Here is a 13,916-nt window from a genome sequence, read left to right as displayed (position 1 = left end):
CCGGCGCGTCAGCCGCGCGCCGCGGCGAAGCGCCGCGCCACTTCGGCCCAGTTCACCACGTTGTAGAAGGCGGCGATGTAGTCCGGCCGCCGGTTCTGGTATTTGAGGTAGTAGGCGTGCTCCCACACGTCCAGGCCCAGGATGGGCGTGCCGCCGGAGCCGATGCCGGCCATCAGCGGGCTGTCCTGGTTGCCGCTGCTTTCCACCGCCAGCTTGCCGCCGGTGCCCACCACCAGCCAGGCCCAGCCGCTGCCGAAGCGCGTCAGGGCGGCCTTGGTGAAGGCGTCCTTGAAGGCGTCGAGGCCGCCCAGGTCGGCGTCGATCGCCTTCGCCAGTTCGCCGGACGGCGCACCGCCGCCGCCCTGCCCGGCCGGCGCCATCACGGTCCAGAACAGGCTGTGGTTGGCATGGCCGCCGCCGTTGTTGCGCACGGCCGTGCGGATGCCTTCGGGCAGGCGCTCCAGGTCGGCGATGAGGCGCTCCACCGGCTCGCCATCGTGCGGCGTGTCCTTGACCGCGGCGTTGAGGTTGTTGACGTAGGTCTGGTGGTGCTTGGTGTGATGGATCTCCATCGTCTGCGCGTCGATGTGCGGCTCGAGCGCGTCGAAGGCATAGGGCAGCGGGGGCAGCGTGTAGGGCATGGTTCTCCTTGGGTTGCGGATGTCAGTGAAGGTGCACGGACGGGCCGGCCTGCAGCAGCGGCCCGGGCAAGTGCAGCGCGGCCTCGATGGCCGGTTCCGGCCCGCGTTCGCGCTGCCAGGCCAGCAGTTCGGCACGGGCCTCGCGCAGGTGACGCCAGGCGGCCTGGCGCACGTCGGGCGGCACGTGCGCGTCGCCCCCCAGGCGCAGCAGCAGCGCATGCGCCTGGCACAGGTGGTCGATCGCCTGCGCGGCCTGGCCGCGGTGACAGTACAGGTCGGCCAGGTTGTGGTGGGAGACGACCAGGGCGGCCAGGCAGTCGTCGGGACGCTGCACCAGCAGCGGGCCGTCCAGCAGTTCCTCGGCCAGCCAGAGCGCCTGCACCTGGGCGGCCAGGGCCAATTCCAGGCGGTGCCGGGCCTGGGCTTCGTTGGCCTGGCGGGTCAGCTGCTCCCAGCGGGCCAGGCGCGCGCCGGCCTCGGACGGGGCCGGCGGATCGGAAGGAAGAAGGGCGAACGGGGGCATGGCGAAGCTCCTTGGAACCAAAGAGCCCTTTGCGTCATGCCTGCATGTGCGTACTCGGGCGTTAAGTGGATGATAGTCATTCTCAACAACATCGATCCAGTCAGGGTTGTCCCGGCCGCACGGGAGGCCCTGCGGTCGTATCGGCGGCGGGCCCTGCGGTACATTGCGGCGACCCCATGAACGCCCCCCGCGAGATCGCCATTCCCGTCGAGCGCATCGGCCGCGCCGCGCCTGCGCTGCCGGCCGCCCTGCCCCCGGCCGGCGACCTCGGCGACGGCCTGCTGCACGACCGGCTGGGGCGCCCGCTGACCGACCTGCGCATCAGCGTCACCGACCGCTGCAACTTCCGCTGCGGCTACTGCATGCCCAAGGAGGTGTTCGACAAGGACTACCGCTACCTGCCGCACGGCGCGCTGCTCAGCTTCGAAGAGATCGCGCGGCTGGCCGCGGTGTTCGCCCGCCGCGGCGTGCGCAAGCTGCGGCTGACGGGCGGCGAGCCGCTGCTGCGCAAGAACATCGAGGCGCTGGTCGCGCAGCTGGCCGCGCTGCGCACGCCGGCCGGCGAGCCGCTGGACATCGCGCTGACCACCAACGGCTCGCTGCTCGCGCGCAAGGCGCAGGCGCTGGCCGCCGCCGGGCTGCGCCGCGTGACGGTGAGCCTGGACGCGCTGGACGACGTCGTCTTCCGCCGCATGAACGATGTGGACTTCCCGGTGGCCGACGTGCTGGCCGGCATCGAGGCGGCGCAGGCCGCCGGGCTGGGGCCGGTCAAGGTCAACATGGTGGTCAAGCGCGGCATCAACGAGGGGCAGATCCTGCCGATGGCGCGGCACTTCCGCGGCACGGGCTCGGTGCTGCGCTTCATCGAGTACATGGACGTGGGCGCCACCAACGGCTGGCGCATGGACGAGGTGCTGCCCTCGGCCGAGGTGGTGCAGCGCATCGCGGCCGACTTCCCGCTGGTGCCGCTGGAGGCCACGGCGCCGGGCGAGACCGCGCAGCGCTGGGCGTATGCCGACGGCGGCGGCGAGATCGGCACCATCAGCAGCGTGACGCGCGCTTTCTGCCACGACTGCAGCCGCGCGCGCCTGTCGACCGAGGGGCGGCTGTACCTGTGCCTGTTCGCCGGCCAGGGGCACGACCTCAAGCCCCTGCTGCGCGGCGGCGCCGGCGACGACGTGCTGGAATCCGCCATCGCCGCCATCTGGCAGGGGCGCACCGACCGCTACTCCGAGCTGCGCGCCCTGCACGCGGCCGACACCGGCTCGCCCGCGCCGCGCCGCGTCGAGATGAGCTACATCGGCGGGTGAAGCCCGAGCAGATCACCGGCCTGGTGCTCGCCGGCGGCCTGGGCACCCGCATGGGCGGGGCCGACAAGGGCCTCGTGCCCTGGCAGGGCCGGCCGCTCGCCGTGCACGCGCTGGAGCGGCTGCGCCCGCAGGTCGGCGCGCTGGCGATCAATGCCAACCGCCACCAGGACGCCTACGCCGCCTTCGGCGTGCCGGTGTGGGCCGACACGGTCGCCGGGCAGCCGGGCCCGCTGGCCGGCTTCCTGGCGGGCATGGCGCAGGCCCGCACCGACTGGCTGCTGACCGTGCCCTGCGACACGCCGCGCTTCCCGTCCGACCTGGCCCGGCGCCTGGGCGAAGCGGTCCTGATCGAAGGCGCCGACCTCGCGGTGGCCGCAGCCCCGGAGCACGGCACGATGCGCCCGCAGCCCGTGTTCTGCCTGATGCGCACCTCGCTGCATGCGTCGCTGGCACGCTTCGTCGCCGGGGGCGGCCGCAAGGTCGGCCGGTGGGTCGCCGAATGCCACGGCCTGACCGTGCCCTTCGACCGGCCGGACGACGCCGGCGCCTTCGCCAACGCCAACACCCCCGAGGACCTGCAGGCCCTCGGCGGCTGACGCGCTACAGCCGCCCCTGCGCGTGCAGCACGCCCTTGTTGGCCAGCGCGTCGGCGCGCTCGTTGCCCGGGTCGCCCGAGTGGCCCTTGACCCAGCGCCACTCGATCTGGTGCCCGTGGTTGGCCACCAGGTCGTCCAGGCGCTTCCACAGCTCCACGTTCTTGACCGGCTGCCTGGTCGAGGTGATCCAGCCCTTGGCCTTCCAGCCGCGGATCCATTCGGTGATGCCCTGGCGCACGTACTGGCTGTCCAGGTACAGGACCACCCTGCACGGCCGCTTGAGCGCGGCCAGGCCCTCGATCACGGCCGTCAGCTCCATGCGGTTGTTGGTGGTGTTCAACTCGCCGCCGAACAGCTCTTTCTCGCTGGCGCCGGATTTCAGCCAGGCGCCCCAGCCGCCGGGGCCCGGGTTGCCCTTGCAGGCGCCGTCGGTGTAGATGATGACTTCGTTCAAGGCAGGTTCTTCTTCTCTTCTTCGATCGCGACGAGGCCGCGGTGCGCGCGGCCGGCCAGCGGCACCGGCGCCGTCGCGATGGGGTTCTTGCGCCGCCAGTCCGCGGGCAGCAGGCGCATGCCGCGCACGCGCTTGACGGCGACGATGAAATAGGCCGCGCCGAAGATCGGCCACCAGCGCTCGCCCAGGCGGTCGATCCAGCGCCAGCGGTCCAGCCAGGCCTGGCTGCGCACCGCCGGCCGGTACAGGCCGAAGCGGCTGGACTCGACCTCGAAGCCGAGCAGCCGCAGCCAGTCGCGCATGCGCCAGTAGCCGATGAACTCGCCCTGCGTCGGCAGGTACAGCTCGCCGAAGCCCAGCCGCCGGTACAGCCGCGCGCGGCGCTGGCGCAGGCCCCACAGGCTGGCAGGGTTCAGGCCGCAGATCACCACGCGGCCCTCGGGCACCAGCACGCGCTCGACCTCGCGCAGCGTGGCGTGCGGGTCGGGGCTGAGCTCGAGCGCGTGCGGCAGCGCCAGCAGGTCCAGGCTGCCGGCCGGAAACGGCAGCGCCGTGAAGTCGCACACCAGCGCCGCCTTGGGGCAGCCCTCGTCGGGCGCGGCCAGCCAGCGGTGCGGCATGCGGTTGGCGCGCAACGCCGGCAGCTCGGGCAGGCCCAGCTGCAGCGCGTGATACCCGAAGATGTCGGCCACCGCCTCGTCGAACTGCGCTGCTTCCCACGCGCTCAGGTGACGTCCTGCAGGGGTCTCGAACCACGCCTGCAAACCTATAATTCGGTCGCTCATGACCCTCGTTCCGTTGCCCGCTTTTGCCGACAACTACATCTGGATGCTGCAGGTCGGGGCACACGCGATCGTGGTCGATCCGGGCGATGCCAAACCGGTGTTCGATGCCCTGGCGTCGCGGCCCGACCTGAGGTTGGCGGCGATTCTAGTCACGCACCACCACGCCGATCACACCGGCGGCGTGGACGCGCTGCGCGAGGCCACCGGCGCCGCGGTCTACGGCCCGGCGCACGAGCGCATCCCGCAGCCCTTCACGCCGCTCGCGCAGGGCGACGTGGCCGAGGTGCTCGGCCTGCGCTTCGAGGTCATCGACGTGCCCGGCCACACGGCAGGGCACATCGCCTATCACCTGCCGGCCACGAACAGCCAGGCGCCGCTGCTCTTCTGCGGCGACACGCTCTTCTCCGGCGGCTGCGGCCGCCTGTTCGAGGGCACGCCGCAGCAGATGCTGCATTCGCTCGACGCGCTGGCGGCGCTGCCCGGCAGCACGCGCGTGTGCTGCGCCCACGAGTACACGCTGTCCAACCTGCGCTTCGCCCGGGCCGTCGAGCCGGGCAACGGCGCGCTGGCCGACTACGCCGCGCGCTGCGAAACGCTGCGCGAGCGCGGCCAGCCCACGCTGCCGGCCGAGCTGTCGACCGAGCGCCTCATCAACCCCTTCCTTCGCAGCCGCGAACCCACCGTCAGCGCCGCCGTCCAACGGCACGCCCACCTGTCCGCCGATGCGGACGAGGTCGCCGTCTTCGCCGCGCTGCGCCAATGGAAAAACGACTTCCGATGAGACTCCTCCTTGCCGCCTTCCTGGCAAGCGCCCTGTTCCTCGCAGGCTGCGCAAGCACCTCTCCCTCCTCTTCGTCCTCCTCTCCTTCCACCCCCACCGCCAGCGGTCCCTCGGTCTACCCCGACGGCAGCCTGTCGCCCATCGCCGCCGGCCGGGCCGGCGGCAGCGCGCGCAGCGTCGTCACGCTGGCGCCGCCGACGGACATGTGGGACCGCATCCGCCGCGGCTTCAAGATGCCCGACCTGGACAGCGACCTGGTGCGCGACCGCGAGCAGTGGTACGCCACCCGGCCCGACTACATCCAGCGCATGGTGGACCGCTCCAACAAGTACATCTTCCACATCGTCGAGGAGCTGGAGCGCCGCGGCATGCCCACCGAGCTGGCGCTGCTGCCCTACATCGAGAGCGCCTTCAACCCGCAGGCCGTCTCCAGCGCGCGGGCGGCGGGCATGTGGCAGTTCATGCCCGCCACCGGCACCGACTACGACCTCAAGCAGAACATCTTCCGCGACGACCGGCGCGACGTGGTCGCCTCCACCCGCGCCGCGCTGGACTACCTGCAGAAGCTCTACGGCATGTTCGGCGACTGGCACCTGGCCCTGGCCGCCTACAACTGGGGCGAGGGCAACGTGGGCCGCGCCATCGCACGCAACCAGAAGGCCGGCCTGCCCGCCGGCTACACCGACATCCGGATGCCGGACGAGACGCGCTACTACGTGCCCAAGCTGCAGGCCGTGAAGAACATCGTGGCCGCCCCGCAGAAGTTCGGCGTGGAGCTGCCCTACATCTCCAACCACCCCTACTTCCAGACCGTGGCGCTCACGCGCGACCTGGACGTGGAGCTGGCCGCCAAGCTGGCCGACGTGCGGGTGGAGGATTTCCGCGCCCTCAATCCCGCCGCGCACAAGCCGGTGCTGCTGGCCGCCGGCGGCAAGACCGAGATCCTGCTGCCCTGGGACAACGCCGCCGTCTTCCAGCGCAACTTCGACGCCTACAGCCAGGGCCAGTACGCGAGCTGGACCGCCTGGACCGTGCCCACGACGATGACGGCGGCCGACGCGGCCCAGCGCACCGGCATGAGCGAATCGGACCTGCGTGCGATGAACAACATCCCGCCGCGCATGCTGATCAAGACCGGCTCCACGCTCATCGTGCCGCGCAGCGCGCGCGTGCAGGAAGACGTGGCCGCCGTCGTGGCCGAGACGGGGCACCTGAGCTTCGAGCCCGAGGTCGTCACGCGCCGCACCACCGTCAAGGCCGGCCGGCGCGACACGGTGGCCAGCATCGCGCGCCGCTACCGGCTGAGCCCCTCCAGCGTCGCGCAGTGGAACGACGTGGGCACCGGCCACACTTTCAAGCGCGGCTACCAGGTGGTCGTGTACCTGCCGGTGCGCGCCGCCAGCACGGCGCGCGTGGGCAGCGGCACCCGTGCCACGCGGGCCGGCGGCAAGCATGCCGTCGTCACCGGCAAGCGCGGCGGCGGCGTCGCCAAGGCCACGGCGGGCACGTCGACGCGCAAGGCGGCCAGCAAGCAGCCGGTGCGCCAGGCCCGCGGCGGCACTCCGAGCAAGAAGAAGCGCTGAACGCCGCGCCGGCGGCTGCCGGCCGCCGGCCATCCATCCACACCCGGAGGCAGGGAGGCCCCATGGCAGCAGAAGGCAGTGCAGGCGAGCTGATCAAGGTCGTCACCCTCCTCGGGGCCGCGGTGGTGGCGGTGCCGCTGTTCAAGCGCCTGGGGCTGGGCTCCGTGCTCGGCTACCTGGCGGCGGGCCTGGCCATCGGCCCCTTCGGCCTGGGCCTGTTCAGCGAGCCGCAGGCCATCCTGCACACGGCCGAGCTCGGCGTGGTGATGTTCCTGTTCGTCATCGGGCTGGAGATGCGGCCCTCGCACCTGTGGAACCTGCGGCGCGCGATCTTCGGCCTGGGCAGCCTGCAGGTGGTGGTGTGCGGCCTGCTGCTCACCGGCGTGGGCGTGGCCTTCGGCTTCCCGCTGCCGGTGTCCTTCGTCAGCGCGATGGGCTTCGTGCTCACCTCCACCGCCATCGTCATGCAGCTGCTGGGCGAGCGCGGCGACATCGCCCAGCCGCGCGGCCAGAAGATCGTCGCCATCCTGCTGTTCGAGGACCTGCTGATCGTCCCGCTGCTGGCGATCGTCGCCTTCCTGGCGCCGCCCAGCGCGGTGGCCGAGGCGGTCTCGCCCTCGCGCTGGGCCGCCGTCGGCATCGCCGCCGCCTCGCTGGCCGCGCTGGTGGCGGCGGGCGTGTGGCTGCTCAACCCCCTCTTCCGCATCCTGGCCAACGCCAAGGCGCGCGAGGTCATGACCGCCGCGGCGCTGCTGGTGGTGCTGGGCGCCGCCCTGCTGATGCAGTTGGGCGGCCTGTCGATGGCGATGGGTGCCTTCCTGGCCGGCGTGCTGCTGTCCGAATCCACCTTCCGCCACCAGCTCGAGGCCGACGTCGAACCCTTCCGCGGCCTGCTGCTGGGCCTGTTCTTCCTCGGCGTGGGCATGTCGCTGGACCTGGGCGTGGTGGCGCGCAACTGGCCGCTCATCGTGGCGGGCGTGCTGTCGATGATGGTGGTCAAGGCGCTGTGCATCTACGGCGTGGCGCGGCTGGCGAGAAGCTCGCACGCCGACGCGCTGGACCGCGCGGTGCTGATGGCGCAGGGCGGCGAGTTCGCTTTCGTGCTGTTCGGCTCGGCCCTGTCAGCGGGCGTCATCGACACCGTGGTCAACGCCAACATGACGGCCATCGTGGTGCTGTCGATGGCGCTCACGCCGCTGGTGGTGCTGGTGCACAAGCGCCTGGCCCGGCCCGTCGTGTCCATGGACGGCGTGGAGGAAGCGCGCGACCTGTGCGGCAACGTGCTGATCATCGGCTTCGGCCGCTTCGGCCAGATCGCCAGCCAGGGCGTGCTGGCACGCGGCGCCAGCCTCAGCATCATCGACGTCGACACGCAGGTGATCCGCGACGCGGCCGTCTACGGCTTCAAGGTCTACTACGGCGACGGCAGCCGCGCCGACGTGCTGCATGCCGCCGGCGCGCACAGCGCGCGGGCCATCCTGGTATGCATCGACGACAAGGCCGCGGCCACGCGCATCGCGGAACTGGTCAAGCACGAGTTCCCCCATGCCAAGCTGCTGGTGCGCGCCTTCGACCGCGAGCATGCGCACGAACTGCTCAAGGCCGAGGTGGACTTCCAGATCCGCGAGACCTTCGAGTCCGCCATGCGCTTCGGCCGCGAGGCGGTGATCGCCGTCGGCGCCACGCAGACCGAGGCCGACGAGCTGATCGAGGACGTGCGCCGCCGCGACGCGGAGCGCTTCGCCGTCGAGGCCACCGGCGGCATCTTCGCCGGGCGGGCGCTCGTGCTGGGAAACGCCGAGCAGAAAGGACAACGCTGATGGCCGCAGATGCCACACCCGACCCGCACGAGGTGCTGCGCTTCTGGCGCGAAGCCGGCCCTGCCGCCTGGTTCCGCAAGGACGAGGACTTCGACCGGCGCTTCCGCGAGCGCTTCCACGAGGCGCACTTCGCCGCCGCCCGGCGCGCGCTGGACGCCTGGGCCGACGCCTCGGCCGACAGCGCCCTCGCCCTGGTGCTGCTGCTCGACCAGTACCCGCGCAACGCCTTCCGCGGCACCGGCCACATGTACGCCACCGACCCGCTGGCGCGGCACTTCGCCGCCCGCCTGGTGGAGCGCGGCTTCGACCGGCAGATCGACCCGGCGATGCGCCTGTTCTGCTACCTGCCCTTCACCCATTCGGAGGCGATGGCCGACCAGGACCGCTCGCTGGCGCTGCACACGGCGCTGGGCGCCGAGTCGGCCGAGCATGCCCGGGGCCACCGGGACATCATCCGGCGCTTCGGCCGCTTCCCGCACCGCAACGCGCTGCTGGGGCGCGCGACCACGGCAGAAGAGCAGGCCTTCCTCGACCAGGGCGGCTTCGCCGGCTGATCAGAGCTTCTCGGTCTCGCCGCTTCGGGGCTGCCACTTCATCAGGCGACGCTCGATCGCGCCGACCAGGCCGTCCAGCGCCAGCGCGAAGGCCGTGAGCACCGCGATGCCGGCGAACACGGTGTTGACGTCAAAGGTGCCCTCGGCCTGCAGGATCAGGTAGCCGACGCCGCGCGCCGAGCCCAGGTACTCGCCCACCACCGCGCCCACGAAGGCCAGCCCCACCGAGGTGTGCAGGCTGGAGAAGACCCAGCTCGTGGCGCTGGGCAGGTACACCGTGCGCAGCAACTGGCGCTGGTTCGCGCCCAGCATGCGCGCATTGGCCAGCACCACGGGGCTGACCTCGCGCACGCCCTGGTAGACGTTGAAGAACACGATGAAGAACACCAGCGTCACCGCCAGCGCCACCTTGCTCCAGATGCCCAGGCCGAACCACAGCGCGAAGATGGGCGCCAGGATCACCCGCGGCATCGAGTTGGCGGCCTTGATGTACGGATCGAGGATCAGGCTGGCCGTGGGCGCCAGCGCCAGCCACAGGCCGCAGGCCAGGCCCAGCACCGTGCCGATGGCGAAGGCGAGCACCGTCTCCAGCAGCGTCACGCCCAGGTGCCGGTAGATGTCGGCGTTGCCGGGCAGTCCGTCGGGGAAGAGCGCGTTGGCCGGCACGTCGAAGGGCAGGAACCAGCTCCAGATGCGGCCCGCCACCTTGATCGGCTCAGCCAGGAAGAAGGCGACCTTCTCGTCGCGCGAGACGGCATGCCACGCCACCAGCAGCACGACCAGCAGCAGCAGTTGCCACCAGCGCGCGTTGCGTTCGTTCAGCCCGAGCTTCATGGTCATGTCGCCTTCTGCAACTGCTGCGCGTAGCCCTTGAGCACCTCGTCGCGCAGCACGCCCCAGATCTGCGAGTGCAGCTCGACGAAGCGCGGGTGCATGCGCACCTCCGCCACGTCGCGCGGCCGGGGCAGGTCGATGACGAACTCGCCGATCGGGTGCGTGGCCGGCCCCGCCGACAGCACCACCACCCGGTCACTCATGGCGATCGCCTCGTCCAGGTCGTGCGTGATGAACAGCACCGCCTTGCGTCCCCGGCCCCCGGGCACTGCGTGCCCACCCCCCAAGGGGGTGCGCTCCGGGCTTGGGGCGGCCCGGCGCCCTTCGCCGCCTGCCCACAGGTCGAGCACCTCGTTCTCCATCAGCTGGCGCGTCTGCACGTCCAGCGCGCTGAAGGGCTCGTCCATGAGGATGATGTCCGGGTCCAGCGCCAGCGTCTGCGCCAGCGCCGTGCGCTTGCGCATGCCGCCCGAGAGCTGGTGCGGATAGCGGTCCTCGAAGCCGGCCAGGCCCACGCGCGCCAGCCACTGGGTCGCCTGCGCACGCGCCTCGGCCTCCGCCATGCCGCGGTACTGCAGGCCGACCATCACGTTGGCCAGCGCGCTGCGCCAGGGCATCAGCGCCTCGGACTGGAACATGTAGCCGGCCCGCGCATTGATGCCGGCCAGCGGCCGGCCGAACACGCGCACGCTGCCGGTGGAGGGTTCCAGCAGCCCCGCCGCCACGTTCAGCAGCGTGGACTTGCCGCAGCCCGTGGGCCCGACGACGGAGACGAACTCGCCGGCGGCCACGCACAGCGTGGTGTCGGCCACGGCGGTGTAGCGCTGGCGCGCGTCGTCGCGCGCGCGGAACGTGCAGGTGATGTCGAGCAGTTCGAGGGCGTGGTCGGCCATGGCGGGCGGCGGTCGGGAAAAGAACACGCCCGGCACGGGGGCCGGGCGCGGATGTCGCAAAGCGGGCGGCGGCCCCGACTTCAGGCCTTGAAGCGCTCCTTGGCGCGGCGGGCGAAGTCGTTGGTGTAGATCTTCGAGAGGTCGATGCGCTCGGCCTTGACGCTGGTGTCGAAGCTGGTGATGGCGGTCAGCGCCGTCTTCGGGCCGGCCTCCGGCACGATGCCGTCGGTGGAGATGGACTCGCGCACCTTGTCGAACGAGGCCAGGTACAGCGCCCGGTCGCCCAGCAGGTAGGCCTCGGGCACGGTCTTGATGATGTCGCCGGGCCCGGCCGTCTGCAGCCACTTGAGCGCGCGCACGATGGCGTTGGCCAGCGCCTGGCAGGTGTTGGGGTGCTTGCCCACGAAGTCCATCGGCGCGTACAGGCAGGCGGCGGGCATCGGGCCGCCGAAGACATCCTGCGTGCCCTTGAGCGTGCGCGTGTCGCTGATGATCTTCACGTCGCCCTTCTGCTCCAGCATGGTCATCACCGGGTCGGTGTTGCTGATGGCGTCGATCTGGCCCGAGCGCAGCGCGGTGAGCGCGCCGGCAGCCACGCCCACGCCCACGTAGCTCACGTCCGACGCCTTCAGGCCGCCGCGCGAGAGCACCAGGTTGGCCACCATGTTGGTGGACGAGCCGGGCGCCGACACGCCGATCTTCTTGCCGCGCAGGTCGGCGATCGACTGGTAGGCCGGCATGTTCTTGGTCGACACGCCCACCGCGATCTGCGGCGCGCGGCCCTGCAGCACGAAGGACTGGAAGAACTGGTTCTTGGCCTGCAGGTTGATGGTGTGCTCGAAGGCACCCGAGCACACGTCGGCCGAGCCGCCCACCACCGCCTGCAGCGCGCGCGAGCCGCCGGCGAAGTCGGAGATCTCGACGTCCAGCCCCTCCGCCTTGAAGTAGCCGAGCTGCTCGGTGATGGTCAGCGGCAGGTAGTAGAAGGCGGCCTTGCCGCCGACGGCGATGGAGACCTTCGTCTTCTCCAGCTTGGCCTGCGCGCGCAGCGCGGGGGCCGCGACGAGCGCAGCCGATGCGGTGGCCATGGAAGTGAAGGTGCGACGTGTGAGCATGGCGGCGAGGAAGTAGTAAGGGAGTCGTTGGTCTCTCGGCAGCTTAGGCGGCGCCCCATCGTGGAGCATCGGGACCATCCCCACACCGGGTTTTCACGGTAAGCCAAAGCGTTCAGCGCCCCGCGGCGCTGCCGCCGCGCTCAGGGCGAGACGAAGAAGATGGCGATGCACGCCAGCAGGCCCAGCGCCCACACCAGGCTGCGCAGCATGCTGCGGCCGCGCAGGTACAGCGAGATGTAGACCACCCGCAGCAGCACATAGGACAGCGCCAGCGCGTCGAGCCGGCCCTGCGCCGCGCCGAACTGATGGGCGATGACGACCGCGCCGATGAACAGCGGCAGGCCCTCGAAGCTGTTGGCCTGCGCCGCCATGGCACGGGCCCGCCAGCCGCTCTGGCGGGCGGCCCACTCGCGCGGCGCCGCGTTGTCCCGGGGGCCGAAGGCGCCGGCCTTGGCGATCCAGGCGCACACGTAGGGCAGCGCCGCGGCGATCAGCACGCACCAGTAGGCCAGGGTGAGGTGATGCACGCCCATGTTCCGTCTCCTTTTCGCAGGCCGTCAGCGGCGGTCCACCAGCGCGTGCGCGATGGTGCCGAGATCGACGTACTCCAGTTCGCTGCCGGCCGGCACGCCGCGCGCCAGCCGCGTCACGGTGAGCCCGCGCGCGCGCAGCGCCTCGCCGACGACGTGCGCCGTCGCCTCGCCTTCGGCGGTGAAGTTGGTCGCCAGGATCACCTCGCGCACCACGCCGTCGGTGGCGCGCTCCATCAGCCGCGCCAGGCCGATGTCGCGCGGGCCGATGCCGTCCAGCGGGCTCAGGCGGCCCATCAGCACGAAATAGTGGCCGCGGAAGGCGCCGGTGCGCTCCAGCGCGGCCTGGTCCGCCGGCGTCTCGACCACGGCCAGTTGCGTCGCGTCGCGCCGCGGGTCGCGGCACACGCTGCAGATCTCGGCCTCGGTGAAGGTGTTGCAGCGGTCGCAGTGGCGCACGCTCGCCACCGCCTGGCCCAGCGTGCGCGCCAGCAGCTGCGCGCCCTCGCGGTCGTGCTGCAGCAGGTGGAAGGCCATGCGCGAGGCCGAGCGCACGCCCACCCCGGGCAGGCGGCGCAGGGCCTCGACCAGGGCGTCGAGCGAATGGGCGTCGGACATGGGTCAGCTCATCGTCCGCCGGCCCGGTGGGGCACCGCGGGCATCAGAAGGGAAACTTCATCCCGGCCGGCAGACCGGGCATGCCGGCGGCGATCTTGCCCATCTTCTGCTCGCTGGTCTCCTCGGCCTTGCGCACGGCGGCGTTGAAGGCGGCGGCCACCAGGTCCTCCAGCATGTCCTTGTCGTCGGCCAGCAGGCTCGGGTCGATGGTGACGCGCTTGACGTCGTGCTTGCAGGTCATCACCACCTTGACGAGGCCGGCGCCGGATTCGCCCTCGACCTCGATGGTGGCCAGTTCCTCCTGGGCCTTCTTGAGGTTGTCCTGCATCGCCTGCGCCTGCTTCATCAGGCCGGCCAGTTGTCCTTTGTTGAACATGGTGGGTTCCTTGGGTTCGGTGGGAAAGGGGAGCCGCCGGCCTCAGAAGATGTGGATGAATCCGGCGTGCCCGAGCAGGCCGCCAAAACGTGCCCGATCAAGGCGCAAAGCGCAGCCATAGCTCCCGCTATGACGAGCATTTGCAACGCCGAGCGGGCGCGTTTTGGCGGGATGAGCGGGCATGTCGGGTTCGTTCACATCTTCTCAAGCCGGGCGGAGGGAGCCGGGCACGATGCGCGCGCCCCACTTCTGCATCAGGTACTGCACGTCGGGGTCTGCCTGGATCGCCTCCTCGGCCGCGCGCTGGCGCTGCTCGGATGCGGCACGGTTGCGCCGTGCCGGGCTGTCGGCGACGCTGCCGATCTCGATGGCCAGGCGCACGGGGTGGCCGGCGGCGGCCAGCGCATTTTGCAGCTTCTCGCGGCTGGCGCCCTGGTTCAGCGACTCGCGCTCGACGCGCAGCAGCCACTGGTCGACGTCGCGCGCGACCAGTTGCGACTGCA

17 protein-coding genes are annotated in these 13,916 nt (G+C 71.4%); 6 read left to right on the top strand and 11 right to left on the bottom strand.

What is annotated here, in order from left to right; translation table 11 throughout:
- Positions 1–8: 8 nt before the first annotated feature.
- Positions 9–641, bottom strand: a complete 633-nt coding sequence (locus ACIY1X_RS03265; RefSeq protein WP_399677968.1) for a superoxide dismutase — start codon at positions 639–641, stop codon at positions 9–11.
- 22 nt (positions 642–663) lie between these two features.
- A complete protein-coding gene (locus ACIY1X_RS03260; RefSeq protein WP_399677966.1) occupies positions 664–1,164 on the bottom strand; it encodes a hypothetical protein in 501 nt (166 codons plus the stop codon).
- 176 nt (positions 1,165–1,340) lie between these two features.
- Between ACIY1X_RS03260 and moaA the strand changes: the two genes are divergently transcribed.
- Complete coding sequence (moaA, locus tag ACIY1X_RS03255) at positions 1,341–2,474, top strand: GTP 3',8-cyclase MoaA (protein ID WP_399677965.1); 1,134 nt, start codon at positions 1,341–1,343, stop codon at positions 2,472–2,474.
- A complete protein-coding gene (gene mobA, locus ACIY1X_RS03250; RefSeq protein WP_399677963.1) occupies positions 2,471–3,070 on the top strand; it encodes a molybdenum cofactor guanylyltransferase MobA in 600 nt (199 codons plus the stop codon). The genes moaA and mobA overlap by 4 nt, the downstream gene beginning before the upstream one ends.
- Before the next feature lie 4 nt (positions 3,071–3,074).
- Here mobA and rnhA read toward each other — a convergent pair whose 3' ends face one another.
- Both rnhA and ACIY1X_RS03240 read right to left on the bottom strand, forming a co-directional pair.
- The gene (rnhA, locus tag ACIY1X_RS03245) at positions 3,075–3,524 is read right to left on the bottom strand and encodes a ribonuclease HI (RefSeq protein ID WP_399677961.1); all 450 of its coding nucleotides are present in this window, start codon (positions 3,522–3,524) and stop codon (positions 3,075–3,077) included.
- Positions 3,521–4,309, bottom strand: a complete 789-nt coding sequence (locus ACIY1X_RS03240) for a class I SAM-dependent methyltransferase (protein WP_399677959.1) — start codon at positions 4,307–4,309, stop codon at positions 3,521–3,523. The genes rnhA and ACIY1X_RS03240 overlap by 4 nt, the downstream gene beginning before the upstream one ends.
- On the opposite strand from ACIY1X_RS03240, the gene gloB reads away from it, so the two are divergent.
- From gloB to ACIY1X_RS03220, 4 genes are all read left to right on the top strand, one after another.
- Positions 4,308–5,090, top strand: a complete 783-nt coding sequence (gloB, locus tag ACIY1X_RS03235) for a hydroxyacylglutathione hydrolase (RefSeq protein ID WP_399677958.1) — start codon at positions 4,308–4,310, stop codon at positions 5,088–5,090. The two genes, ACIY1X_RS03240 and gloB, sit on opposite strands and share 2 nt — an antisense overlap.
- Positions 5,087–6,673 carry a transglycosylase SLT domain-containing protein gene (locus ACIY1X_RS03230; protein ID WP_399677956.1) on the top strand — a complete coding sequence of 529 codons (1,587 nt, stop codon included), beginning with the start codon at positions 5,087–5,089 and terminating at the stop codon, positions 6,671–6,673. The genes gloB and ACIY1X_RS03230 overlap by 4 nt, the downstream gene beginning before the upstream one ends.
- 62 nt (positions 6,674–6,735) lie before the next feature.
- Positions 6,736–8,493, top strand: coding sequence for a monovalent cation:proton antiporter-2 (CPA2) family protein (locus ACIY1X_RS03225; protein WP_399677954.1), 1,758 nt, complete (start codon positions 6,736–6,738; stop codon positions 8,491–8,493).
- A complete protein-coding gene (locus ACIY1X_RS03220) occupies positions 8,493–9,047 on the top strand; it encodes a DUF924 family protein (protein WP_399677952.1) in 555 nt (184 codons plus the stop codon). Before ACIY1X_RS03225 ends, ACIY1X_RS03220 begins: the two co-directional genes overlap by 1 nt.
- Here the strand turns inward: ACIY1X_RS03220 and ACIY1X_RS03215 are convergent, their stop codons facing one another.
- The 7 genes from ACIY1X_RS03215 to ACIY1X_RS03185 form a co-directional block, all read right to left on the bottom strand.
- Positions 9,048–9,881: an ABC transporter permease gene (locus tag ACIY1X_RS03215; protein WP_038215821.1), complete on the bottom strand. Its 834-nt coding sequence runs from the start codon at positions 9,879–9,881 to the stop codon at positions 9,048–9,050.
- A 2-nt stretch (positions 9,882–9,883) separates the two neighbouring features.
- Positions 9,884–10,774: an ABC transporter ATP-binding protein gene (locus ACIY1X_RS03210; RefSeq protein ID WP_399677950.1), complete on the bottom strand. Its 891-nt coding sequence runs from the start codon at positions 10,772–10,774 to the stop codon at positions 9,884–9,886.
- An 80-nt stretch (positions 10,775–10,854) separates the two neighbouring features.
- Complete coding sequence (locus tag ACIY1X_RS03205; RefSeq protein WP_399677948.1) at positions 10,855–11,889, bottom strand: ABC transporter substrate-binding protein; 1,035 nt, start codon at positions 11,887–11,889, stop codon at positions 10,855–10,857.
- Positions 11,890–12,029: 140 nt separating this feature from the next.
- On the bottom strand, positions 12,030–12,422 hold the full coding sequence (locus ACIY1X_RS03200) for an MAPEG family protein (protein ID WP_399677946.1): 393 nt from the start codon (positions 12,420–12,422) through the stop codon (positions 12,030–12,032).
- Positions 12,423–12,446: 24 nt separating this feature from the next.
- Positions 12,447–13,037: a recombination mediator RecR gene (recR, locus tag ACIY1X_RS03195; RefSeq protein WP_038215797.1), complete on the bottom strand. Its 591-nt coding sequence runs from the start codon at positions 13,035–13,037 to the stop codon at positions 12,447–12,449.
- Positions 13,038–13,080: 43 nt separating this feature from the next.
- Positions 13,081–13,413, bottom strand: a complete 333-nt coding sequence (locus ACIY1X_RS03190; RefSeq protein WP_038215795.1) for a YbaB/EbfC family nucleoid-associated protein — start codon at positions 13,411–13,413, stop codon at positions 13,081–13,083.
- A gap of 204 nt (positions 13,414–13,617) precedes the next feature.
- On the bottom strand, positions 13,618–13,916 hold a 299-nt coding region (locus ACIY1X_RS03185), incomplete at its 5' end, for a DNA polymerase III subunit gamma/tau C-terminal domain-containing protein (RefSeq protein ID WP_399677944.1).

Source organism: Xenophilus sp., assembly GCF_044462705.1.
Taxonomy (GTDB): Bacteria; Pseudomonadota; Gammaproteobacteria; order Burkholderiales; family Burkholderiaceae_C; genus Xenophilus; species Xenophilus azovorans.
Note: the sequence above shows the minus strand (reverse complement) of the source record. Positions and strands in the feature narration are given on the sequence as shown.